Source organism: Rhodococcus sp. 1163 (assembly GCF_002091985.1).
Taxonomy (GTDB): Bacteria; Actinomycetota; Actinomycetes; order Mycobacteriales; family Mycobacteriaceae; genus Rhodococcoides.
Map to the genome: position 1 here is coordinate 54,691 of NZ_MKKX01000028.1, position 23,750 is coordinate 78,440.

Genomic DNA, 23,750 nt, shown 5'->3' on the forward strand with positions numbered 1-23,750 from the left:
CGAGGGATCTGTTCGAGAAAGGCGTGGCCCAGCGCATCGATAGCTAGAATCAGCCATGGCCGAACCGATCGACGAGCACTTTCTGGATCGAATCGGTTCCCTCTGCTCGGGCAGTAGCGCGGTGAGCCGGTCAGCGAAAACCGACCGCGTCCTCGAGCTGTTCGACGCCCAACTCGGCAGCAGACATCTCGATCTCGCAGCGCGCTGGCTCCGCTCGATCGGCCGAGGTTTCTACACGATCGGTAGCGCCGGACACGAGAGCAACGCAGCCGTCGCCGGTGCACTACGACCGACGGACCCGGCGTTGTTGCACTACCGCTCGGGAGCCTTCTACCTCGAACGTGCACGCCAGGGCGGTGGTAGCGATCCGATACGCGACGTCCTCGAAGGCCTCGTCGCGGCGACGAGCGAACCGATGTCCGGTGGCCGTCACAAAGTGTTCGGCCGAGCCGATCTCGCCGTCATTCCACAGACCTCGACCATTGCCTCGCATCTTCCCCGCGCAGTCGGCGTCGCATTCTCGATTCCACGAGCGAAAAAGCTCGGTGTGCCCTCACCGTGGCCTACGGATGCTGTCGTGCTCTGCAGTTTCGGCGACGCGTCGGCCAACCATTCGACGGCCCTGGGGGCCATCAACACCGCTGTTCACTCGGCTTATCAGGGCGTGCCGTTGCCGCTGCTGTTCGTCTGCGAGGACAACGGCATCGGAATCAGCGTGCGGACACCGGCGGGTTGGATCGCGTCCAACTTCGCCGAACGCCGCGGGCTCGAATACTTCTGCGCCGACGGCAGTGACCTGCACGAAGTTCTCGCGACGGCGACGGCCGCAGCGACGTGGGTGCGAACGCACCGCAAGCCGGCTTTTCTGCATCTGCGGACCGTCCGCTTGATGGGCCACGCCGGATCCGACGTCGAATCTGCGTACCGTGGAGCTTCGGAAATTTCTGCCGACTATGCGCGAGATCCGGTTCTCTGCACGGCACGGTGGTTGATCGAGAATGGCGCTCTCTCGGCCGAGGGCGTGCTGGAGCTTTACGAAGCCAAGCGTGCTGAGGTGATCGGGGCTGCACGTGAAATCGCGAAGCTACCGCACCTCGGTTCCGCCGCGGAGGTGATGAAGCCGCTTTCGGAGATGATGCGCGACATCGTCTCGACGCCGCAGGCAGGCTCTACATCGTCTGCGGCAGCGATTGAGGCGGGGGCAGGGGCTCCGCTGACGTTGGCGCAGGCGGTGAACCGAGCGTTGCTCGAGGTTCTCGAACGCTATCGGCAGGCTGTTCTGTTCGGTGAGGATGTCGCCAGGAAGGGTGGGGTCTACGGCGTCACGCGCGGGTTGCTGGACAGCGTGGGGCCTACGCGTGTGTTCGACACCGTTCTCGACGAGCAGGCGATACTTGGACTCGCTGCGGGAGCAGGCATTTCGGGATTGCTGCCGATTGCGGAGATTCAGTATCTGGCCTACCTGCACAACGCGGCTGATCAGATTCGGGGTGAAGCGGCGACACTGCAGTTCTTTTCGAATCGGCAGTACCGAAACCCGATGGTGGTCCGTATCGCTGCCTACGGCTATCAGAAAGGCTTCGGCGGACACTTTCACAACGACAATGCTGTTGCAGCGCTGAGGGATATCCCCGGGATCGTCATAGCGTCGCCGTCGCGGCCAGACGATGCTGCCGCGATGTTGCTTGCCTGCTCCGATGCAGCGGTGCGTCACGGTGCGGTGTGCGTCTTTCTCGAGCCGATTGCCTTGTATCACACCAAAGATCTGTACATCGAGGGTGACGGGGAGTGGATGAGCAGCTATCCGACCGAACCCGTGGAGGTCGGCCGCGCGCGGGTGTACGGCGAGGGAAACGATCTGACGATCGTCACGTTCGGCAACGGTGTCCGGATGAGCCTGCGCTGTGCGCGGGAGCTCGAAAAGGTCGGCATCGGTGTACGCGTGGTGGATATACGCTGGATCGCTCCGCTGCCCATCGCGGACATCGAACATCATGCTCGTGCGACCGGTCGCGTCCTGGTGGCCGACGAGACTCGCAGCACGGGCGGAGTCGGTGAAGGAGTGATCGCGGCGCTGGCCGACGCAGGCTTCGACGGCATCGTCCGCAGGGTGGCGAGCAAGGACAGCTTCATCCCCCTGGGCGACGCGGCACTCGAGGTTCTGCTGTCCGAGGACGGCATCATCGACGCTTCAGGCCGAATCTTTGACGGTGTCGACGAAGGGGGCGAGCAGTGACGCCATATCGGCGGCGACGTCGGCGGAATTCGACGGTGGCATCGATATATAGCTCAACGCCAGCCGCACGACGGCACGGCCGAGGACGTCGGCGTTGTGCGGTGAGGCCCTAATCCAACTGTGCTCGAAGGTCTCGGCAAGTCGAGATGCGGCGTGTTCGAGCAGAATTCCGCTTTCGGTGGTGACGAGACGAAGTAGATCCGGTGGTGGGTCATCGGTCAGTATCGACAACACGAGTGGGTCGGTGGCGCTCCGACCGAAAAACTGGGCGAAGGCCAGATACAACGTGCGAAGGCTGTCGTTCTCGTTGGCATAGATTGCGCTGTCGACGGCCGAGACGAAGGTGTCGGTGAGTCGCAACGCGTAGCCCTGTGCCAAACCCTTTCTGGTGCCGAACTCCTTGTAGAGGGTTTGGCGACTGACCCCCGCAGTCTTGGCGACGTCCGTCATGTTGACGTTCGACCAGGTGTGCTCGAGAAGTAGAGAGTGAAGCGCATCGAGGATGGTGGTGCGCATCAGGCTGGTCACAGCGCTCTTGTAAGGGCTGGTCGTCTCCGGTCGCACGGTCACTTCGTCGACATTACCGCCCGCCGTCACGGCCTGCTGATCTCGACCATGAAGAAGTCGGCCTTGGCGGCACCACAATCGGGACAGCTCCAGTCCTCCGGGATGTCTTCCCATCTGGTCCCCGGCTCGATGCCGTCATCGGGCCAGCCGACTTCCTCGTCGTACTCGAATCCGCATTGGATGCATTGGTAGAGCTTGAAATCGGTGGACATATCAGTCTGCTTTCTGTTCGAAGTCGATCTTCTCTCGCACGCCGCAGTCCGGGCACGGCCAGTCTTCGGCAATGTCGGTCCACGGGGTGCCGGCCGGAAATCCTTCACGCGGTGCGCCGACGGTCTCGTCGTAGACGAAGTTGCACACGGGGCATTGGTAACTGGCCATCACTGCGCCTCTGGAGTCGCACCGTAGCGAGCAAGGATCTTCGCGCGCTTGCTCGGTTCGATGTTGACGTTGGTGATGTCACCGAGGTAGTGCTCCATCACCCTGTGGTCCATCACCTTTCGCCAGATGGGCGGGAAGTAGGCGAGGGCGATCATGCTTGCGTAACCGCTCGGGAGGTTCGGTGCGCCTTCCATGCTGCGCAAGGTCTGGTACCTGCGGGTCGGGTTCGCGTGGTGATCGCTGTGCCGCTGAAGGTGATAAAGGAAGATATTGGTGACGATGTGATCGGAGTTCCAACTGTGCTCCGGCGCGCACCGCTCGTATCGGCCGGAGGCCGTCTTACCGCGTAGCAGCCCGTAATGTTCCAGGTAGTTGACGGTTTCGAGGAGCGCGAATCCGTAGACGGCCTGCAGAATCAGGTAGGGCGCGATACCGATGCCGAACACGGCGATGAGTCCGCCGAACAACACGACCGACATCAACCATGCGTTGAGGACATCGTTGCGGATGTTCCACGTGGACTTACCGAGTCGATCCATGCGCGTCTTCTCCAGCTCCCACGACGAGCGCAGGCTTCCCCACACGCTGCGGGGGAGGAAGCGCCAGAAGCTTTCGCCGAACTTCGAGCTCGCCGGGTCTTCCGGTGTTGCGACCCGAACGTGGTGACCGCGGTTGTGCTCGATGAAGAAGTGCCCGTAGAACGTTTGCGCCAGTGTGACTTTGGACAGCCAGCGTTCGAGGCTCGGCTTCTTGTGTCCCATTTCGTGTGCCGTGTTGATTCCGACGCCGCCCACGACGCCGATGCTGATGGCGAGTCCGATCTTGGAGGCGAGTCCGAGGCCGCCGTCGATCCCGAGCCAGCTGAGGTTCTCTGCTGTCCACAGGTAGCAGGCGAAGACGAGGCTCGCGAGCTGGAAGGGGATGTAGATGTACGTGCAGTAGCGGTAGTACTTGTCGTTCTCCAGGCGCTCCATGACCTCGTCGGGCGGATTCTGACCGTCCGGACCGAAGAACAGATCGAGCACCGGCAAGAGTCCGTAGACGAGGATCGGCCCGATCCACCACAGCACGGGGGAGACCGCGGACCAGCCGAGTTGGTTGAAGACCCAGATCATCGCGGTGGCGAAGAAGACGGCGGTGGGCGGGACGAGTCCCATCAGCCATAGGTAACGCTTCTTGTCGTGCCACTCCTCCATGGGGGTGCTCGACTGGGGACTCATCTGGGTTGCCACGACGCAAACTCCTCATCTGACGCGGATCGCAAGTGGTGCATGTCACTTAGTAGATGACAATACAGCAGATATGTAAACCCGGTGGACAAATGGGGAGATTTGTCGACGCAGCGAAATTCTCGTCTCAGTCCTCGATCGGCACTCCGAGATGCCGGGCGAGCTTGCGCATCGTGTCGACGATCTGCTCCTCCTTCACTCGCGGAAACCCGGCAACCCTGCGGAACTCCGGATCGGTGACGCGTGACCAGTCGTAGACCTGGGTGAGCGCGGTCCGATCGTCGGTAACAGCGTCGAGCTCCCACGACCAGCGGGTTCCGCGTGGCTCCATGCCCTTCCGGTTGGGGATCCACCCGATCCGGCGATCCTGCTCGAAGACGAACACGGTGTTTTCCATGACGTACTCACCGATCGCAGGCTGATACATCTCCATGGCGAACATCTCGCCCACAGCAGTCAGGGGCATCGGGTCGATTGCGCCCTGCAACATCTCCGATCCATCCAGCTCGGCCTGTAGTTCCGGATTCGCCAGGGCCGCGAAAATCGATGCTGCGGGGGCGTCGATCACGCGTCGGACCGTCAGTTGTTCGGTCAAAGGGAGCTCGCTTCCAGTCTTGTGGCGTTACCTCTCGCGCACGTATGTACCCGAAGCGATCGAGCATATTCCTCTCAGGCCGATTTCAGCCCTGCAACAGCGTTGGAGTTTTCCGGCCTGGGGAGTCCGTAATGCCCGCGCAGAGTGTCCGCGGTGTACTCGGTACGGAACAAACCCCGAGCCTGCAGGATCGGCACGACGTGGTCGACGAAGAGGTCCAGCCCCGACGGCAGGACGGGCGGCATGATGTTGAAACCGTCTGCAGCGCCGCTGACGAACCACGACTCGAGTGCATCGGCGACCTGGTCGGGAGTCCCGGTGAACGTACGGTGACCACGTCCACCACCGAGCCGGCCGATCAGTTGGCGGACGGTCAGCTTCTCGCGACGAGCGAGATCGACGATCAAGGTGTAGCGACTCTTGGCACCCTCGATAGCGTCCTCGGGTAGCAGGTCGGACGGTAGTTGCTCGTCGAGAGGCAAGTCTGCGATCGGGACCTTCAGCAGATCCGCGAGTTGGCCATGGGCGAATTCGTGGACGATGTAGCTCTCCAATTCAGCAGCCTTGGCCTCGGCTTCTGCTTCGGTGCTCCCGAGTACCGGGACGATGCCGGGGAGCACCTTGATGGCGTCCGGATCGCGTCCGAAAGTCGCCGTCTGCGCTTTGATGTCGGCGTAGAACTCCTGCGCGTCGGCGAGCGTCTGTTGAGCGGTGAAGATGGCCTCGGCGTACTGCGCGGCGAAGGCACGTCCATCGGCGGAAGATCCCGCTTGCACGAGCAGCGGATAGCCCTGTGGGCTACGAGCGACGTTGAGCGCACCGTCCACGGAATAGAATTCACCGTGGTGGTGTGGTGGGTGGATCTTCGTTGCGTCACCCCAGATGCCCGACGCCTTGTCGGCCACCTGCACGTCGTCTTCCCAACTGTCCCAGAGCTTTTGGGCTATCTCGACGAATTCTCTTGCGCGACGATAGCGTTCGGCGTGCGAAGGTTGGTCCGCGAGACCGAAATTACGAGCTGCGTCGCCGCCGGCAGTGGTGACGATGTTCCATCCCGCGCGTCCACCGCTGAGATGATCGATGGAGGCGAACCTGCGCGCCAGGTTGTACGGGCTGTTGTACGACGTCGACGCCGTCGCAATGAGACCGATCTTGTCGCTGACCACGGCCAATGCCGACAGCAGGGTCAGCGGTTCGAAACCGCCGGATGGGCGGCGGCCGACATCGGCATACAGGACCGGGCCGTCTGCGAAGAATATGGAATCGAACAGGCCACGCTCGGCCGTCCGCGTCAGTCGAACGTAATGCTCGAGGCTTCCGTTGGCGTCGGGATCGCTCTCGGGTAGACGCCACGAGGCCTCGTGATGGCCGGTGGACATCAGAAATGCGTTCAGATGCAGCTGCTTGGTCATGCGGACACCTCGATGGAATCGACGACACCCAGGGCAGCGAGCAGCTCGTCGCGATAGGTGCCGAACAGCGGATTTTTTCGGTCACGGGGGCGGTCGAGTTCGATGGCGAGATCGAGTCCGATTCGGCCGTCTTCGAGCACCAGTACGCGGTCGGCGAGCGATACTGCCTCGTCGACATCGTGGGTGACGAGGAGAACGGTGGGGCGGTGTCGTTGGCACAGTTCTCGGATCAATTTGTGCATCCGGATGCGGGTCAGGGCGTCGAGTGCTCCGAAAGGTTCGTCGGCGAGCAGGAGCTGGGGGTCCCACACCAGTGATCGTGCCAGCGCAGCGCGTTGGGCCTCGCCGCCGGACAGCTCCGACGGCCATGTGCGCTCCCGCCCGCCGAGTCCGACCTCGGAGAGGGCGGCGACTCCGCGTGCACGAACCCCGCTCCCGGGTGCGCCGAGCAGCACGTTGTCGAGGACACGCTTCCAGGGCAGAAGCCGAGAGTCTTGAAACACCATGGAGATTCGATCAGGGGTGGTGATGGTGCCGGAACCGAGAACATCGTCGTCCAGTTCGGCGACTGCGCGGAGTAGCGTGCTCTTTCCTGATCCGCTACGGCCTAGCAGGGCGACGAATTGCCCTGCCGGAATGTCGATGTCGAGGTGGTCGAGCACGGTCCGAGTGCCGAACTCTCGCACCAATCCTCTGATCTTCAATCCGAGTTGCCCAGTTTCGAGTTGCCCAGGGGTCTCTAGTGCAGTCCGCGACGCCATGACAGTGCCTTCCTTTCGATCGTTCGAATGATGGTGTCGGTGACGAATCCGAACACTCCGTAGATGACGAGCCCGACCACGATGACGTCCATCTGGCCGTAGTTCTGCGCTTGGAACATCATGTAGCCGAGTCCGCTCGTGGCATTGATCTGTTCGAGTACGACGAGCGAGAGCCAGGAGATGTTGACCGCCAATCGAAGTCCGATGAACAACCCTGGAAGCGCGCCGGGGAATACCACCTGCCGAACGAACTGGGTTCGGTTCAGTCGAAGAACCTGCGCGAGTTCGACATAGCGGTGATCGATACCCTGCAGTGCTGCAACGAGATTGATGTAGATCGGCACGAACACGCTCAACGCGATGATGACGATCTTGAAGCTTTCACCGATTCCGAGCCACAGGATGAGCAGCGGAATGAGGCCGAGCGTGGGAATCGCGCGCTTGAGCTGGACCGTGCCGTCGATCAAGGTGTCGCCGACTCGGGTGAGACCGGCCAGCAACGACAGCACCAGCGCGAATGCGAGACCGAGACCGAACCCGATCGCTGCCCGTTGCAACGAGGTCGCGATGTCACCCACGAGGGTGCCGGTCGTCCACAGGTCGAGAAAGGTTCCGGCGATGGTCCACGGGGCAGGCAACATACGAGTGTCGATCAACTCGTAGGTCGAGGAGATGCTCCAGAGCCCGAGAATCAGGACCGGGCCGGCAATCGGTGCCCACCGCGGGGATCGTCTCGGCACCAGTCGTTTTCGGCGAGCGGTCGGGGGCGTAGGGATGGCGGTCGGAGCAGCTTGTTCGGTGGTGGCGCGGGTGGGGCGTAGCGAAAGTGTTGTCATATCAGCTCCGGTACTCGGTGTCGATCGCGTCGGCGAGGATGTTCTCGAATCGCCGGTCGAACAGTGTCTCGGCGTCGAACGAATCGACGAAGCCCGCAGCGGAGAGCAGTTCGATGTTCTTCTGCTGCCATTCGATGGCCTCGTCCCAGGTGGGCGGGTAGATGGGCCGGTTGGCCAGCGCGACCACTGCTCGAGCGTCGGCCGGCCCCAGATTCTGAGTTTCGACGTAGAACTTCTGAGCCCAGATCTCCGGGTTCTCCCAGATCCAGATGTTCGCGCGCGCCCAGATGGGGATGTAGGACGTGAGTGCCGCCGCCTTGTCGCCGTCTTCGAGCACGGTGGTCGGTGCCCACAGGATGCTGAGCAGATCGACCACGTCCGTTGTGATGACCCTGGCGCCGTCGGCTCGGTACTGCTCCAGATACTTGGGCACCTGGGAGTTGCCCAGCACTGCCACGTCGACCTGTCCGGACTGCAATGCGGTGAGAAACTGATTGCTGGTCAGATTTGTCAGCGTCACATCCGACTGGGCGATCCCGGCTTCTTCCAAAGCACGCAGCAGGACTGCGCCTTGGGCTTGTCCCTGTGAGAACGCTAGCGTCTTTCCGGCGAAGTCCTTCACGGTCTCGATGTCGGACCCCGGCTTGGTTGCAAAGGCGTAGTTGGGAGTTCGCGTCAACTGCACGGCCACGATTTTCGCATCGAGTCCCTGATACTCGGCTTGGATCGGAGGTAGTCCGGCATTGGTTGCGACATCGAGGGACTTGGAGCGGAAGGCATTGATGACGTCGGGTCCTGCAGTGATGTTGGGCCACTCCGGAACCTGGAAGCGCAGTTCGTCTTTCAGCGAAGACAAGCCCAACGCCAGGGCCACCGAACCCAGCGGGGACGAGATCTTCAACGCGGTATCGGGCGCGAAATCGGTGGGGATGGTGCTTTCGCTCGTGAGAACTGTTGCAGGGCGGGCAGTTCCAGTGCAACCCGCGAGTCCGAGTGCGGCGGCACCACCGATCAGCCCACGAATGAACAATCGTCTGTCGAGCGTTGCCGAAGAATGGGTATGGAGAGACATGAGAAGTCCTTACTGGTTTTCCGGACATGGCCGGACAACTGGCGATAGGCGCCGAACGAGAATCAGCGAGAGTGGATGACGGGAATCGACCCGAGACAACACTCGGCCCTAGCGGAGCATCCGGCGGCGCACACTGCGCTGCGTCCGTACCTGAGCGTCTTCACCGAATCGAGAGTAGGGGGAGGGCGCAGGCGCAGGAAGCTATGAAATCGCGGTGATCGAAAGTCTGGAGCTCGTTCCCGATCTGGCATTCGAATGGGCCAGGTACGATCGGATAAACCACCCCGCCCACAAGCAGAGGATTCATGGACAGCGATAGACCCGGGCCGGACGCGGCTCCACGCACGATGTCGACAATGTGCGAGGCGGTGTCCGGCGAATGAGCGAAGTGCTCACCCTCCTGCTCGGTATCCTCGTCGTCTTCCTCATCACGGTCGTCACCGGCTATTTCGTGGCGCAGGAATTCGCTTACATGACGGTCGACCGCTCTCGACTCAAAGCTCGCGCCGAGGCCGGCGACACGGGCGCGCGGCGCACGCTCGAGGTCACCAAACGCACGTCGTTCATGCTTTCCGGCGCGCAACTCGGGATCACGGTGACCGGACTTCTCGTCGGTTACGTGGCAGAGCCGCTCATCGGACAATCCCTGGGCGCAATGCTCGGAGGGGTCGGTATTCCGACCGCGGTCGGAATAGGTATCGGTGCCGTAGTAGCGCTGCTCTTCTCGACGTTCGTCCAGATGTTGTTCGGCGAGCTGTTTCCCAAGAACTTCGCGATCGCCCGGCCCGAGCCGGTCGCACGCTGGCTGTCCTTGTCGACAACGATGTATCTCAAGCTTTTCGGATGGCTGATCACCATCTTCGACCAGGCATCGAATCTGCTGCTGAAAGCGCTGAAGATCGAGCCGGTGCACGACGTCGAACACTCTGCGACGCTTCGTGACCTCGAACATATCGTTGCCGAGTCGCGAGGTTCCGGTGATCTGCCCGACGAACTGTCAGATCTCCTCGATCGCATCCTCGACTTCCCGACGCGAACCGTCGAGCATGCGATGATTCCGCGATCGCGTGCTGCGACCGTGCGTGCCCACGATTCGCTGGCAAGTGTCACGGCATCGATGGGTCACGAACATTCTCGCTATCCAGTGCTGGACGAGGACGACGGCATCGTGGGTGTGGTGCATCTGCAGGACATTCTGATCGCCGTCGATCGGCCGGACGCCGAAGTCCGCGAGTTCGTTCGCCCGGCCTTGATTCTGCCGGAGACACAGTCACTTCCCGACGCTGTGCTCGAATTACAGTCTTCGAACAACGAGCTCGCCTGTGTGATCGATGAATACGGCGGTTTGACCGGTGTCATCACCATCGAGGACCTGGCCGAGGAGCTCGTCGGGGAGATCACCGACGAGCACGACAGTGATGAGGTCGATCCGACTCCGATTGCAGCCGAGGACGGTACTTGGACGATGAGCGGTGAGGTTCACATCGACGAGGTCGAACGCTCCATCGATCACGATCTGCCCGGCGGTGACTACGAGACCATCGCCGGTTTGATCATCTCCCATCATGGAGCTTTGCCCAGCGTCGGAACCATAGTGGAGGTCGAGTTGCCAGCCGATTCGGCCGACCTGGTGAACGACGACGACGAAGTGCCCGAGCGATACGTGGTGCTCGAGGTGCGCAAGATCGACAACTACGTCCCATCGGTGGTCAGCCTTCAGCTGAGACAACGTGATTCGCGTAGCGGCGATGCCGACTGCTTCGATGACAGAGAAAAGGATTCCCACCGATGAGTGATCCGTGGATCGTACTGGCGGTCACTGTCGGTCTGATCGCTGCAAGTGCCTTCTTCGTCGCCGTCGAGTTCGCGCTGCTTGCGGCAAAACGCCACCGGCTCGAGGATGCGGCGAGCACCAGCAGGTCGGCACGTGCGGCCCTGCGTAGTTCGAGTGAACTGACGGTGCTGCTGGCAGGTTCACAGCTCGGCATCACCCTGTGCACGTTGGCACTCGGCGCCACCACCAAACCAGCCGTTCACCATTGGCTCACACCAGCTTTCGAGTCCTGGGGAATCGCGTACTGGGTGTCGGACGTGGCCGGTTTCGTGCTTGCGCTCATCATCGTCACCTTTCTTCATCTGGTGGTCGGCGAAATGGCCCCGAAGTCGTGGGCCATCGCGCATCCGGAACGGTCCGCGACGTTGCTGGCAATTCCGATGCGAGGATTCATGTGGCTGACTCGCCCGATGCTTCTCGCTCTCAACGGTATGGCGAACTGGTGCCTGCGCAAGGTCGGCGTCGAACCATCGGGACAGCTCGCCTCGGGACAGAACGCCGAGGACCTGCGCCAGTTGGTGGAACACTCCGTCAACGTCGGAGCGCTGGACAGCAGTTACTCGGCGCAGATTTCCGGCGCGCTGGATCTGCAGAAGCTGGTGGTTCGTGACCTTCTGATGTCGCCGGGTCTGCCCGTGTCGGTGTCCTCGGCAGCGACGATCGCGGACGTCCGAGCAGCGTCGATCGAGTCGGGACACCTCCGCATTCTCGTGCGCGACAGTGAGATCGTCAGCGGAGTGGTTCATGTTCGCGACACTCTCAACGGCGATGTCACCCTCTCCGAAATCACTCGCCCGGTACTCACCTTGCAGGTCGACACTCCGGTGTACGTCGCACTGGCTTCGATGCGCGAAACGAGCAATCATCTTGCGCTCGTCGTCGAAGGAGGGCAGACACTAGGGGTGGTGACGCTCTCCGATGTCCTCTCTCGGCTGTTGCCGACTGCTACTTCGCCCGTCTGAAGACGACTCCCGAAGGCATGAGAACACAAAAGAACTCGGCCCTCGCTGGAATATCTCCCGCGAGGGCCGAGTGGTTGTTTCTCGAGCGTGTCAGATTGGATTGATGACCAGCAGCGTTGCCCAATAGGTTGCAACGTCGTGGCCGACCTGGGGGAGTAACAGGTCATACAGAAGGTAGGACATCATCTCGCTCGAGCTCCTCGTTGTTCGCGGCACAGGCGCCACTTCAGGGGTTAACGCTCTACATGGTTCACGAGCCTCGCCGGAAGGTCAATCACCCCGGTGGAATCCGCCCGTCGGGCGAGTTTCCAGAGGATGGGAGCCGATAGATGAAGGACGTCGCGTTCGAGCTGAGTGAGCTCCCCGTCCATCGCGTCGGCGAGCCACTTGTCGCGCTGGGCACGGTCCGCTGCGACGAGGGTCGTTCCTGCGGCGGTCATGACGATCAACAATCTTCGCCGATCGGTGGTGTCCGGGGTGCGGGTCACCAAACCCTCGGCTTCGAGGGCGTTGAGATTACTCGTCAGCGACTGGATACGCACGCCCTGCATCGCAGCGAGGTCGACGGGGGCGCTCGATCCGCCGCTTCGCTCGACGTCGCCGAGAATCTGCATCTGACTCGGCGTCAGGTAATGCACCGGCCGCTGCTTGCGCAACCTTCTCGTCAAAGCGAGCATCGCCTCGCTGAACTCCGAGGTGCTCATCTATCCGCCTGCTGCACGCAATCGGTACGCATGTCGGTAGCTTAATCGCCGCTGGACCTGCGTGAATACAACTACGTTCTCGCGCTCGGGTGCCGAGCGCGAGAACGTAGCGTTCATCGTGAAACCTGTGCTGAGATCAGGTCAGCCGATGCAGCCCTGCAGGGTGGTGAAGCTCCCGGCGATGCCGGGTCCCTGGCATACGGCCCCGGTGGGGGTCAGTGTGATGGTGGCACCCGGGCCGGCAATCGCGATGGACAGCCCCAGCCCGGCGGCCGAGTTGTCCGCGACGCTGCCCGGTCCGAATGCGATCGCGGCCGGTCCTCCGCCTGCCGCGCCGTCCGCCACCGCGGTGCCGCCGTTGAATCCGAGAGCGAGTGCTGCTGCGTTCGCCATGGCGGTGGCAGATCCCCAGCCCTCGAAACCGTATCCGGCTGCCGCGCTGGTGGCGTCGGCCTGACTGTCGCACTGGGAGTTTCCGACCAGCGACGCTTCAGCATTGCCACCCGGTGCGGTCGTACATCCGACCGGTGCGGCGGACGCCGTCGCGGGAACGAGTGCGGCGAACGCCAGTGCTGTGCCGATGGCTGCTACGCCGCCCAGACTTCTCTTCACTGCTGTCATGCTGGCTGTGGACATGTCGAGCCTCCCGATAGGTCGTTGGTAAAGGCGGGCTGCGTGGAACTGGTGTCCTCGCAGCACCTCCCTCTACGGTCCTCTCTCTGGGACACAGCCAACCCAAGCGACCATTACGTATCGGTCACGCAATGGTCACGAAAAGGTCACGACGGCAGGATCTCGAAGTCTGCAGAGGTCCCCGTGAACGGTCTGAGCCGGCCATCGATCGAGCGGGAATCACCGAAATACACGATGCGGTAGCGCCCGGTCTGCTGCGAAGCCGGAACATCCCACGCGATCGTGGTCTCGGTGATCGGCCCGGAGTTGTCGAAAACGATGGTGGTGTACCAGTCGCTGTCGTCGTACTCTCGAACCCAGTTCGCGCCGTCGGCTCGCTCCACGGCCAAGTAGGTGTCGTCGCGTCGCAAGTTCGAGTTGGGGTTCGCACCGCAAAACCGCACTGCGACATGTGCGCCGACGTCGTACTGCGGGGCCGGCTGACTCAGGACGTCACCGAATGCCCTGCCAGGGGCCGGAAGGTCGACGAACGCGATTCCGCTGGGAGAGTTCGGTATCGCGCCGGTCAGGTCCGGCTGCGAAGTGCCGTTGTCGACGGCCCGCCCATCGCGCATGGCGGCTGCGAGGTCGACGGCGATTTGGACGGTTGCCGGCAATTGCCAACGACCGAACGGTGTCGCGCCGCCTTCGTAATCCTGCTGGTCGTATTCCTCGGGCGTGGTCAGATAGTGGCCGTAGCCGTTGGTGTATCCCTGCACGACGATCTGCCCGGAGTCGATGTTGAGTGTGTCGGCCAGGGCTGTCCGCAAGCGTGAGCCTGCGACGATGGTCGGCTCGAACGGGCACGAGAACAGGAAGAACCCGCCCAGCCGCGCGAGATGAAAAGGAAGCTGCTGCTGCACGATTCCCGGTATCAATCCGACTGGGAGAAGGATGTCCTTCGGAGCATGAGCATCGCGTAGCCACTGCGGCATCACCACCGCACTGAGAGCTGCCAGTGCGGGATTGCCGCCGCGTTCGCCCTCTTGAAGGCCGAGCTCCGGTAGTCCGCCGCCATCTTCCTGGCTCGACGCCGCGAAGGCGGCACCGAGCGCTGCGGGGCTGGTGGTGTGGGTGCGGCCATCGCCGGTGAACTCCGGCCGGACGGTGAAACCTGAGAAGTCTGCATACATCCACCGGACATCGATGCCGTTGCCGACGGCGCTCGCAGAGGACTCGGTTTGCGCACGCGCAGTATCGAATTGGCGCAGGCCGATGATGCGGGTGTTCTCGAACTCATCCGTTGTCGGACCGGTGCCGGGCTGTCTGTCCAGGTTGGGTGTGATGTCGCCGGGGGTGCTTTGGCAGAAGGCAGCGACGAAGGTGGGGTTGCGGTAGTCGACCTTCTCGACCTCACGCTCCCAGTGCCAGGCCGCGTATCCCTTGTTGTCGGTGCTGACCAATGTGTTCGTGGCCTTCATCGACGTGCCGTGGGTAGCGAACCAGTTGATGACGCCCGCCAGTTCGCCGTCCCGCATCACCTGAAGGTTGACCGATCGCGGATCGATCTTGCCCGGGAATCGAGAGGTGTCGGAGATCGGATCTCGGTCGAACGCCTTGGGAGAGCGATTGACTCCGGCATCGGTCAAGGACCCGGTGGTGATCGAGACCTGGCCGGGTTGCACGTCTTCGTGCGCTCGCGCGATCGCGTCCACGATGCCCGCGACGTTGGACTCGAAGGTGATCGGCCGGAAGCCCAGCGTGGTGATGTCCACCAAGAGGTGGCCGTCGGTTCCCCCGGGGGCGGCATGAGTGTGCGTAGCCGAGAGCAAGACGTTCCCTCGGTGGTAGAGATCGCCGAATCGAGCGGAAAGCCGCCGGAGCACTTCTTCGAGGATGCTTTCGAACATGAGGCCGACCTCGCACGTCACATGCACGAGTCGCTGCGCGGAGGCAGCGTCGACGAACACGAACGCCCGCGCACGCTGCCGCAGGTGTAGGCCTGCCGATGACTGCTCCAGCACTGCGTACCCGTTCATTCCGGCACCGAGCGGTTCACCCGTCATGTCACCGATGCCTCGGCCGACCTCGAGACCCCCCGGTGCCGCCCACGCCCGCCCCGCAGTCCCGAGGGTCGCACTACCGAAGGTCGCAGCACCGAGGGCCGCGACCCCGGTGGCAGCGAGAAACGATCGTCTACCGAGTCCTGAATTCACTACGATTGCCCCCATGCTCGTCGATTCGAACTGCACGGTAACACCGTCTCAGCGGATGGAGCGTCGCTCTGGGCGAGTGAGTTGTCGTGCTGACTTGTCTCCGCTTCCGATGGTGAGGGCCGCGACGAGGATCCCGATCAGGACACCGATGAGGGTGTCGCCGATGCGACTGATCGCGACGGCGGGGGACAGCTGTCCGGCTATCCCGGTCAGGAGCAACGCCATCGGGGTGATGGCGATCGTGGTGAGGGCGTAGTTCCTCATGACGAGGAGTTCGGCAACGATCTGCAGAGCGATGATGGTCACCGTTGTCGGCCAGTATCCGAGCGCACCTGCAATCAAGGCGGCGGCGATCACCGCGCCGCCGACATTGCCGAGTAACCGCTGAATACCGCGCTCGACCGTCGTGTGAAAAGTGATGCCCTGCATGGCGGCCATTGCGCCCATGGTCGCCCACAACGGATGCTCGAAGCCGAAAGCAGTTGCGCACCATGCTGCCAGCAACGAGGCGAGAACGATGCGGGCCGCGTTGACCACCAGGGCGCGTGATGTCAACGAGCGCACGCCGACGGCAAAGAAGTTCTCAGGCGTAGCGGCGAGCTCGGCAGCGCGCATCGGCAACGTGTCGTACCTGCGCATCTTTCGCAGTGCGCGCTCGTGAGCGAGGAGTTCGGCTGCATGAGAGGGATCTTCGCCACGTGCCCAGGCATCGAGCAGGTTCTCGGCGTCGTCGAGGAGAGTGGTCAGCCCGAGGCTGTGTGCACGCGGCCCCTGCCGTGCGTTGAGTGCAACGATCAGGCGAGCGCGTTCGAGCGCTGCTCGGGCGGTGCCGTCTTGCCTCGAGTCGGTGGCCGCGAGAGCGCGGGCGACCGCGAGTTGCGCGGGCCCGACCGGATGCAGCAAGGCCGGGAGCATTGCTGCCACCCATCCGATGGCAGCGCCGATGGACACCGAAACGAACACTTCGGCCACGTCCCCGGCGGCATCCGCGAACCCGACGGCAGCGGTCGACGCGAACACGAGGATGACCGGGCCCGGTCCGGTTATCGAGAAGGCCGACAGGACAAGTGCCGCGATGCCGGCCGTCAGGGAGATTGCGACTATCTCGAGGGCAGAGGAGTCCGTCATCGTGCCGAGCGCGGCGCCCACTGTCGCCCAGAGAACTATCGAGCCACCGACCAGCGCCAACTTTCCTGCGCGCCGTGGGTACGGCTCGTGTCGCGCGAAGGCGCTGCACAGGGCACCCAGCGCAGCGAAGCCGGCGAGTTCGGGCCTGCCGAGAATGCCTCCACCGATGAGAACGACGGCGATGGCTGCGCCGACCCGCAGGGCCGGCGCGATAGTCGCATCGGCCTGCCCGAGCGTCATCGCCTGGCGCCAGGCCGCTCGCGAAGCGGCGTGGGCGAGCGCAGAACGGGTGCGGGCGATTCGGGTAATGGAAACAGGCACCCCGATACTTTATAAGTATTTTACTAGTGAAGTAAATACTGCCGCCCGTGACCAGGGCCGTAAGGTGGATGTCATGACCTCGGTGCAGAAATCTGGCGGAGACTTCGTCGATCAGGTCCGCCGCGAGTGGGTCGCCCTTTTTCCGGACACCGACACTTCGCCGATCGAAGTTCTCGCGCGAATCGGCAGGATCGCTGCCCAGGCCAACCACCTACTCGATTCCACCCTCGCGCCGAGCGGAGTGTCGCGGGCCGAGTTCGACGTTTTGAGCGCGCTGCGCCGAGCCGGAAGACCACTACGAGCGAGCGAAGTGACCTCGGTGACGATGCTCAGTGGGGCATCCACCACCAAGATCTCGGAACGTCTGGTGAAGGAAGGGTTGGTCGAGCGACTCCGCCTGGACCGCGACGCGCGAGTTGTGCTGTTGCAACTCACCGCTACCGGAATCGAATTGGTCGACACCGTCTTTCCGCTGCGACTCGCACGTGATCGCGAACTGCTCGTCGGGCTGAGTCAGGATGAAACCGAGGCATTGGCACACCTACTACGAAAGGTCGCGCTCGAGGTCGAGTAGCGCGACTCTTCGCATGTGAGTGGAAAGCCCTCGCCGAGAGCTGATTCCACTCACATGCGAATTCCTAGACGGTGCAGAGGGGCTGTATGCCCGCCGCTCCGCCCGGTGTCGGCGAGGTGAGTATCAGGCACGAGTTGTAGCCGAGCGATTCGGCGACGGCACGGATTTCACGGAACTTCTCCGGGCTCGCTTCGGATGAGCGGGAGAGGACGAAACCCGAAGTCCGGAACGGATCTCCGACGAATGCCCAGGAGTAGTCGTCCGCGATGTAGGCGACGATGTAGTTGGTCGGCCCTTCGGGGTTCTCCTGGGTCGGTACGCCCGGAAAGCTCACGTGCAGCTGGGCATTCGTCACCGTGTCGTTGACGCGGGCGTTGCCGAGAATGTAGTTCTGCTCCCCGTTCCAGGTGGTACACGTGTTCTCCACGCGCACGTTCGCCGGATCGATCAGCGTGTACTTGGCTTGTGTGTCGCGCGCGCATTCGAGGTTGAACGGCTGCGGTACGGCGGCAATTTGATTCCAGGTGCCCTGGTATTCAGCGACATCGAGGGATGGGATGGGGGCGAGGGGTTCGAATCCAGCCGAACCCGACGGGGCAGGTGCTGCCTGCGCGATTCCGCCGGCGAGCAGCATCCCCGTGGCGCACGCACCGGCAACGAGTGCGCGTGTGAGCATCGAATGTACCTTCATGGATTTCACTCCTTTTGTCCCACCAGTTCGATACTGCTGGAATCGAATGTGTTCGGCCACCATATCCCCGGGCCGATGAGGGTGAACAGGGCTGGAATGACCAACGTGCGCACCACGAAGGTGTCCAGCAGAATGCCGAGGCCGACGATGATGCCGAGCTGAGTCAGTGTGATGAGCGGAAGGACGCCGAGCACGCAGAACACTGCGGCCAGCACGATGCCTGCACTCGTGATGACACCACCCGTTGCTCCCACCGCGCGCACGATGGCCGCCCGAGTGCCGTGGCCGGGCGTCTCCTCCCTGGTACGCGTGACGAGGAAGATCGTGTAATCGACGCCGAGGGCGACCAGGAACAGGAAGGCGAACAGCGGAACGTTGTCGTCGAGAGCCGGGAACCCGAAGATGTGCAGGCTCACCCAGCTACCGATGCCCAGGGCCGCGAGCGCGCTGAGAACCGTAGTGCCGACGAGTACCAGCGGCGCGACGACGGCACGAAGCAGCACGAGCAGCACGGCGAGAACGACGATCAGGATGGCGGGCACGACGACGAGCCGGTCCCTGGCGGCGGCGTCACTGGTGTCGAGGGCTTGGGCGTCACTGCCGCCGACGAGCGCCTCGGCATCGGGAAGGTCCTTCAGCGAACCGCGTAGGTCCTCGATGACGGCGAATGCTTCCTCGGATGCGGGCGGCGAGTCGGATACGACGGACCATCGAGTCAGGCCGGTACCGGAGTCGGCGCCACGGGTGAACGAGGTGACGGCGTCGTTTGCTGCCAGTACGGACTCGATCTCGGCAGCCGAATCGGTCTTCCCGATCACTGTCGTCGGATCTGCCAGACCTGCGGGGAAGTGCTCGGAGAGTGTTTCGAAGCCTTCGACGGATTCGGCGGATACCCGGAACTGCTCGGTCTGCGACAGGCCGATTCCGGTTCCGAAAAGCGCGCCGGCACAGGCGAGGAGCGCAACGATCGTGATCGATGCCGTGCGGGCAGGATGTCGTGACACTGCTGCCGCGATCGAGAACCACGCCCCGGAGGTGGCGGTGTCGCGATCGTCAGGGCCTGGGATGAAGGGCCAGAACAACTTCCGTCCGAACAGTGCCAGTAGGGGAGGGAGGACGAGGAGGACGAACACGGCTGCGACGACGAGGCCTGCGGCTGCGAGTGCACCCAGGCTGCGGGTACTGGGCAGGATTGCCAGTAGAAGCGTCAGCAATGCCAGCACGACGGTGGCGTTGCTGGCGAGAATTGCAGGCCCGGCGTGACGGACGGCCCTGGCAAGTGCGCGTCGATGGTCGGGCTCGGCGCGCAACTCTTCCCGATATCTCGAAATCAACAGCAACGCGTAATTCGTACCCGCTCCGAAGACCAGAACGCTGGTGATTCCGGAGGTGGAACCGTCGAACGACAGGCCGGTCACCTCGGCTAGTGCTGTTCCGACGGAGGTGGCGACGCGATCGCCGAAGCCGATGACGAGGAGCGGAACCAGCCACAGGACAGGCGATCTGTACGTCACGATGAGAAGGATCGCGACCACGAGTGCGGTGACCGCGAGAAGGGTGAAGTTGGCGCCGGAGAACGAGTTCGCAATGTCGGCGCCGAATGCCGGCCCGCCGGTCACCTGCGCGTCGAGGCCGTCGGGAAGGCCGTCGACGGCAGCGGTGCGAAGCGAGGTGACGAGGTCGTCGAGTGTGAACCCGGACAGCGAACTGTCTATCGGAACCAGGCCGAGCGTTGCCTTGCCGTCGGGTGCCGGCACGAGCGGAGGCGAACCGGTGTCGGTGCCTGCGGCGGCCGCGGTCCGATCGAGGGCTTGTTGTGCGGCCGCCAGGTCGGCTTCGGACAACGCTTCGCCATCGGATCGACTGACAACGAGTATCGCCGGTGCGGTGTCTGCGCCGGGGAATTGGGTCAGCAACTCGGTGACCTGGGCGGACTCAGCTGCGGGTGGCACCGAGGACGGTGCGCTCCCGGCCGAGTCGTTCTCGCCGACGAGGGCCATGAACCCTAGCGAGAGCACCAGGACGGCAAGCGCGACTGCCCACGACCGGCGTGAGGTGACAATCCGGGCGAATCCGATCCAGAAGCCGTCGTCACGGCGTGAGCTGTCCACAGGCAAACAATCTCACTAACTGAGACATTAATCAACCGGCAAGATCAGCCGTCGGGCGTGCGGATAGTCTGAGCGCATCTTCGAAGAGAGAGGACCGCAGTGGCCGATCGAAGCGAGTTGGAATCGAAAATCTCCTCCGACGTACGTGCGCTGTCCGCTGTCTCCGAGGAGATCGGGCGGGCCTTCGGAGCGCAACACGAACTGCGACACAACGATTTTCGTGCACTGCTCCTGATCATGGTCGCCGACGTCGAAGGCACGCCGCTGACGACGGGCGAACTCGGCGCTCGGCTCGGGTTGTCGTCCGCAGCCATGACGTACTTGGTCGAGCGGATGATCGAGTCGGGTCATATACGACGAGAAAAAGACGAACGTGACCGTCGAAAAGTGATTCTCCGCTATGCCGACCACGGCATGGCCGTCGCACGTGAATTCTTCGGTCCACTCGGTATGCGTACCAATTCCGCGCTTGCCGATGTGCCCGACTCGGATCTTGCTGCGGCTCATCGAGTTTTCGTCGCTTTGATCGGCTCGATGCGTGCGCATCACGAGGAACTGCTTCCGCGAATCACCTGAGATCTCGGTGTTCGATTCGCCTTCACTATGCGGGACGGCCCGAGTAACGTAGGGTTGATCGAGGTTGAGCTAACAGCCGTTGTCGGGGGAGACGCCCTGGCTGTCTCAGCCGTTAGCGGAACTGATGTTCACATTCGACTGTCACCGCTCTCGTACCGTTTCCCTCCCGATCGAAAAGACGATGGGATGGCTATGACTGTTACTCCACGCGGTGTCGAAGACGACGCAACCGCACACAACCAGGCCGCAATGAATACTCATGCCACAGCAGACACCTCGGTATCCGTGGCTGCTACCGCCGCAATCTTTCGAGCCGTACCGTTCGGCTCGGCTGCGCTCGTTGTCAGCGTGCACGGCGACATCGATATCCGTAGTGCACCGATGCTGACCGAGTTCGCATCCACCCGCATCGACGCTCACCGGCATCTCGTACTCGACCTGTCCGATGTCGGCTTCTTCGGCATCGCCGGCCTTACCGTCTTCAGTGCGCTCGACAGTGCGACCGAAGAAGCAGGGTCGAGCTGGTCGCTCGTAGAAGGACACCCGGTACATCGGTTGTTGGAGGCTGCGTCTCTTCAACCTGCCGTGCAGGTCTTCGATCGAGTTGCCGACGCCGTCGAAGCAGCATCGAAGCGCTAACGTTCCTCTCGATCTCGGGTGACCAGCTCCAGTAAGGAGCTGGTCACCTTTTTTCGTATCCGGCCTAGCGGGCCCTGCTGACCCAATGCCGCTCGCGCAGCGTTCATCCCAGCTGCTCCGTGAACTCCTCCTCCAGGATGCGCAGAAGAGCTACCGAGGAACAGTCCCTCGACGACGGTTTCCGAACGTCCGAGTCCGGGTGTCGGGCGAAAGATCAACTGCTGCTGCAACTGTGCGGTTCCGCCGTTGACCGCGCCGCCGTAGAGATTGCCGTTCTCGGCCATCAGATCGGACGGACGCTGGACCACCTCGGCGATGATCGACCCACTGAACCCTGGTGCGTGTTCTTCGAGCACATCGCGTACCCGGTCGGCGACCGTATCGGCCGACGCGTCGTCGCTCACTCCGCGCGGCAAATGCGTGTACGCCCAGGCGCTCTCGGTGCCCGCCGGCGATCTGGAGGCGTCTGCCGTGGTCATCTGCCCGAACAGCATGAACGGACGTTCCGGGAGCACCCCGGTGGTCAGATCGGCCAACCATCGGACCAGGCCGTCGTCGTCGGCGCCCAGATGCACGGTCCCGGCACCCGAGAGGCTTGCCGAGCGCCACGGGATGGGTCGGTCGAGGGCGTAGTTGACCTTCACCACCGGGGTGTCCCATTCGAAGTTGCGGAGATCCTCGTGCACCCGCCGGGGTACCGCGTCGGCCGGAAGCAAGGAACCGTAGAGCATCGGTGCGGAGACGTCGGCGATCACGGCCCGACGGACGAACACCGTGTCTCCACCCTTCGTATGAACCGCTGACACACGTCCGCCCGCGACATCGATGCGATCGACCGGGCTGCCGCAACGCAGTTCCGCCTTGCCTGCACGGCTCACGAGCGCGCCGGCGAGCTTGCTCGCGCCACCCGTCGGCACTGGATATCCGACGTCCTGGGCCAACATCGTCAGCAGATACCCCATCGCACCGCTGACGGGCGCGTCGGAAGGGGCGTCACCGTGCATGGCATTGCCCAGCAAGAGGCACCTGGCGGCCTCACTCCGGAAGAGTTCGTGCGCCATGATGCGTGCTGGTAGAGCCATGAACCGCCCGAACCGCAGTGTGTCCGCGGCACCCAAGGTTCTCGCCAACGACGCAGCGGCGCGCACCGGCGGAAATGGTCCGAAGAAGGCATCGAGCATCGGTTTTCGGATCTTCGTCCACTGATCGAACAGGTCGAACCAGGCATCACCGTCGCGACGGTCGTATTCGGCCAGAGCTGCGGCGGTATCGGCGACGTCGTTGTGGACGACGGGGGCGGACTCGTCCATCGAGGAGCGTGCGTGGCCGTAGACGGTGGGCGAACGCGACCACCGCAGGCCGTGATGCTCGAGGTCGAGTGAGGTCATCACGGGCGACGCGGCCCCCAACGGATAGAAGGCACTGAAGAGATCACTGCTGAATCCTGGTATGAGCTCGGCACTGCGGACAGCGCCACCGGCTTCGGGGCCTGCCTCCAGAATCACTACGTCCCAGCCTGCGTCTGCCAGCGCAGCCGCGGCTACGAGTCCGTTGTGTCCGGCGCCGATCACCACGGCGTCCGCGGAGCGAAGTGTCATGAGTCCTACGGTACGTCTCGGTGCAGACACTACGGTCGTGATGTTTGGCGCTCGGAGACCTGGGCACCCCCTTCAGATGTCGACGAGCAGTGAGCGCGAGCATATGCAGACGGATTCGGTGAACGATGCGGTATCCGCAGGGGCGCCTGTCGAGGCTGCGCGGGACGCGTCGGACCTGGAGTCGGGGGCCGAGCCGACCGAGGCCCGGTTCGTCGGTGTTCCGAGAGTGGACACCGAACCCGATCCGCTCGACGATGCAGGACCTTACGTTGTCGTATCGGTGGATCAACGAGGCGCCGATATCGACACTTTCGATGCCCGGGGCGTCGCGACGAGTTCGGTGACGGTCGAGTCCGACACTCCGCCACGACGCCGCGCAGGTGAGAAGACCGTCGCCGAGATCGTCGCCGAGATGTACGACACGAAGACGGTCGAGCAAATTTTCGTGGTGGGCGTACTCCCCGTGCGTCCACAGCTCGTGCAGAGCTTGCCCGCGCGAGTGCTGAACGACGTCATCGAGCTCGAAATCGGTTCGAGGGCAGACGGATCCGACTCCGATCTGATCCGCTCGGCCGTGCAGGAAGTACGAGATCGACAGGCGCTACTTGCGCGAGAGCTATGAGCGAAGCGCGTGGGCGCCATGAAACCTGGGTGCGATGAAAGCAGTGGAAGGCACCCATGTTTCGAAGCATCTT

Annotated in this window: 23 protein-coding genes; 7 read left to right on the forward strand and 16 right to left on the reverse strand. The window is 63.0% G+C overall.

The window, feature by feature from the left end; all coding sequences use genetic code 11:
• The first annotated feature begins 55 nt into the window (after positions 1-55).
• Complete coding sequence (locus BJD99_RS11660; RefSeq protein WP_084347008.1) at positions 56-2,236, forward strand: thiamine pyrophosphate-dependent enzyme; 2,181 nt, start codon at positions 56-58, stop codon at positions 2,234-2,236.
• On the opposite strand, the gene BJD99_RS11665 is transcribed toward BJD99_RS11660, so the two are convergent.
• From BJD99_RS11665 to BJD99_RS11705, 9 genes are all read right to left on the reverse strand, one after another.
• Positions 2,192-2,806 carry a TetR family transcriptional regulator gene (locus tag BJD99_RS11665; protein ID WP_373270536.1) on the reverse strand — a complete coding sequence of 205 codons (615 nt, stop codon included), beginning with the start codon at positions 2,804-2,806 and terminating at the stop codon, positions 2,192-2,194. The two genes, BJD99_RS11660 and BJD99_RS11665, sit on opposite strands and share 45 nt — an antisense overlap.
• 23 nt (positions 2,807-2,829) lie before the next feature.
• The gene (locus BJD99_RS11670) at positions 2,830-3,015 is read right to left on the reverse strand and encodes a rubredoxin (protein WP_084347010.1); all 186 of its coding nucleotides are present in this window, start codon (positions 3,013-3,015) and stop codon (positions 2,830-2,832) included.
• Position 3,016: 1 nt separating this feature from the next.
• Positions 3,017-3,184, reverse strand: coding sequence for a rubredoxin (locus tag BJD99_RS11675; RefSeq protein WP_084347011.1), 168 nt, complete (start codon positions 3,182-3,184; stop codon positions 3,017-3,019).
• Positions 3,184-4,404, reverse strand: a complete 1,221-nt coding sequence (locus tag BJD99_RS11680) for an alkane 1-monooxygenase (protein ID WP_084347012.1) — start codon at positions 4,402-4,404, stop codon at positions 3,184-3,186. Before BJD99_RS11680 ends, BJD99_RS11675 begins: the two co-directional genes overlap by 1 nt.
• A gap of 136 nt (positions 4,405-4,540) precedes the next feature.
• Positions 4,541-5,008: an SRPBCC domain-containing protein gene (locus BJD99_RS11685; protein ID WP_143542132.1), complete on the reverse strand. Its 468-nt coding sequence runs from the start codon at positions 5,006-5,008 to the stop codon at positions 4,541-4,543.
• Between the two features lie 74 nt (positions 5,009-5,082).
• Complete coding sequence (locus BJD99_RS11690) at positions 5,083-6,420, reverse strand: LLM class flavin-dependent oxidoreductase (protein ID WP_084347014.1); 1,338 nt, start codon at positions 6,418-6,420, stop codon at positions 5,083-5,085.
• Complete coding sequence (locus tag BJD99_RS11695) at positions 6,417-7,181, reverse strand: ABC transporter ATP-binding protein (protein WP_084347015.1); 765 nt, start codon at positions 7,179-7,181, stop codon at positions 6,417-6,419. The genes BJD99_RS11690 and BJD99_RS11695 overlap by 4 nt, the downstream gene beginning before the upstream one ends.
• The gene (locus tag BJD99_RS11700) at positions 7,160-8,017 is read right to left on the reverse strand and encodes an ABC transporter permease (RefSeq protein WP_084347016.1); all 858 of its coding nucleotides are present in this window, start codon (positions 8,015-8,017) and stop codon (positions 7,160-7,162) included. The genes BJD99_RS11695 and BJD99_RS11700 overlap by 22 nt, the downstream gene beginning before the upstream one ends.
• Before the next feature lies 1 nt (position 8,018).
• Entirely contained in the window at positions 8,019-9,089 is a 1,071-nt protein-coding gene (locus BJD99_RS11705) for an ABC transporter substrate-binding protein (protein ID WP_084347017.1), read from the reverse strand.
• Positions 9,090-9,468: 379 nt separating this feature from the next.
• Between BJD99_RS11705 and BJD99_RS11710 the strand changes: the two genes are divergently transcribed.
• Both BJD99_RS11710 and BJD99_RS11715 read left to right on the forward strand, forming a co-directional pair.
• Positions 9,469-10,881: a hemolysin family protein gene (locus BJD99_RS11710; RefSeq protein WP_084347018.1), complete on the forward strand. Its 1,413-nt coding sequence runs from the start codon at positions 9,469-9,471 to the stop codon at positions 10,879-10,881.
• Complete coding sequence (locus tag BJD99_RS11715; RefSeq protein ID WP_084347019.1) at positions 10,878-11,885, forward strand: hemolysin family protein; 1,008 nt, start codon at positions 10,878-10,880, stop codon at positions 11,883-11,885. The genes BJD99_RS11710 and BJD99_RS11715 overlap by 4 nt, the downstream gene beginning before the upstream one ends.
• Before the next feature lie 233 nt (positions 11,886-12,118).
• Here the strand turns inward: BJD99_RS11715 and BJD99_RS11720 are convergent, their stop codons facing one another.
• From BJD99_RS11720 to BJD99_RS11735, 4 genes are all read right to left on the reverse strand, one after another.
• A complete protein-coding gene (locus BJD99_RS11720; protein ID WP_084347020.1) occupies positions 12,119-12,589 on the reverse strand; it encodes a MarR family winged helix-turn-helix transcriptional regulator in 471 nt (156 codons plus the stop codon).
• 141 nt (positions 12,590-12,730) lie between these two features.
• Complete coding sequence (locus BJD99_RS11725) at positions 12,731-13,225, reverse strand: DUF6764 family protein (protein ID WP_256895625.1); 495 nt, start codon at positions 13,223-13,225, stop codon at positions 12,731-12,733.
• Positions 13,226-13,368: 143 nt separating this feature from the next.
• Entirely contained in the window at positions 13,369-15,432 is a 2,064-nt protein-coding gene (locus BJD99_RS11730) for a neutral/alkaline non-lysosomal ceramidase N-terminal domain-containing protein (RefSeq protein ID WP_084347022.1), read from the reverse strand.
• A 33-nt stretch (positions 15,433-15,465) separates the two neighbouring features.
• Positions 15,466-16,866: an FUSC family protein gene (locus BJD99_RS11735; protein ID WP_256895626.1), complete on the reverse strand. Its 1,401-nt coding sequence runs from the start codon at positions 16,864-16,866 to the stop codon at positions 15,466-15,468.
• Between the two features lie 73 nt (positions 16,867-16,939).
• Here BJD99_RS11735 and BJD99_RS11740 point away from each other — a divergent pair, with 73 nt between their 5' ends.
• Positions 16,940-17,440 carry a MarR family winged helix-turn-helix transcriptional regulator gene (locus BJD99_RS11740; protein WP_084347111.1) on the forward strand — a complete coding sequence of 167 codons (501 nt, stop codon included), beginning with the start codon at positions 16,940-16,942 and terminating at the stop codon, positions 17,438-17,440.
• 64 nt (positions 17,441-17,504) lie between these two features.
• Here the strand turns inward: BJD99_RS11740 and BJD99_RS11745 are convergent, their stop codons facing one another.
• Both BJD99_RS11745 and BJD99_RS11750 read right to left on the reverse strand, forming a co-directional pair.
• Positions 17,505-18,131, reverse strand: coding sequence for a lipocalin family protein (locus BJD99_RS11745; protein ID WP_179142304.1), 627 nt, complete (start codon positions 18,129-18,131; stop codon positions 17,505-17,507).
• Positions 18,132-18,136: 5 nt separating this feature from the next.
• Positions 18,137-20,131, reverse strand: a complete 1,995-nt coding sequence (locus BJD99_RS11750) for an MMPL family transporter (protein ID WP_084347112.1) — start codon at positions 20,129-20,131, stop codon at positions 18,137-18,139.
• A 210-nt stretch (positions 20,132-20,341) separates the two neighbouring features.
• On the opposite strand from BJD99_RS11750, the gene BJD99_RS11755 reads away from it, so the two are divergent.
• Positions 20,342-20,818 (forward strand): MarR family winged helix-turn-helix transcriptional regulator, encoded by a 477-nt coding sequence (locus tag BJD99_RS11755; protein WP_084347025.1) that lies wholly within the window; start codon positions 20,342-20,344, stop codon positions 20,816-20,818.
• A 192-nt stretch (positions 20,819-21,010) separates the two neighbouring features.
• A complete protein-coding gene (locus BJD99_RS11760; protein WP_256895627.1) occupies positions 21,011-21,457 on the forward strand; it encodes an STAS domain-containing protein in 447 nt (148 codons plus the stop codon).
• On the opposite strand, the gene BJD99_RS11765 is transcribed toward BJD99_RS11760, so the two are convergent.
• Positions 21,454-23,055 (reverse strand): NAD(P)/FAD-dependent oxidoreductase, encoded by a 1,602-nt coding sequence (locus BJD99_RS11765; protein ID WP_084347026.1) that lies wholly within the window; start codon positions 23,053-23,055, stop codon positions 21,454-21,456. The genes BJD99_RS11760 and BJD99_RS11765 overlap by 4 nt on opposite strands.
• A gap of 76 nt (positions 23,056-23,131) precedes the next feature.
• On the opposite strand from BJD99_RS11765, the gene BJD99_RS11770 reads away from it, so the two are divergent.
• Positions 23,132-23,677, forward strand: coding sequence for a hypothetical protein (locus BJD99_RS11770; protein WP_143542133.1), 546 nt, complete (start codon positions 23,132-23,134; stop codon positions 23,675-23,677).
• Positions 23,678-23,750 lie beyond the last annotated feature (73 nt).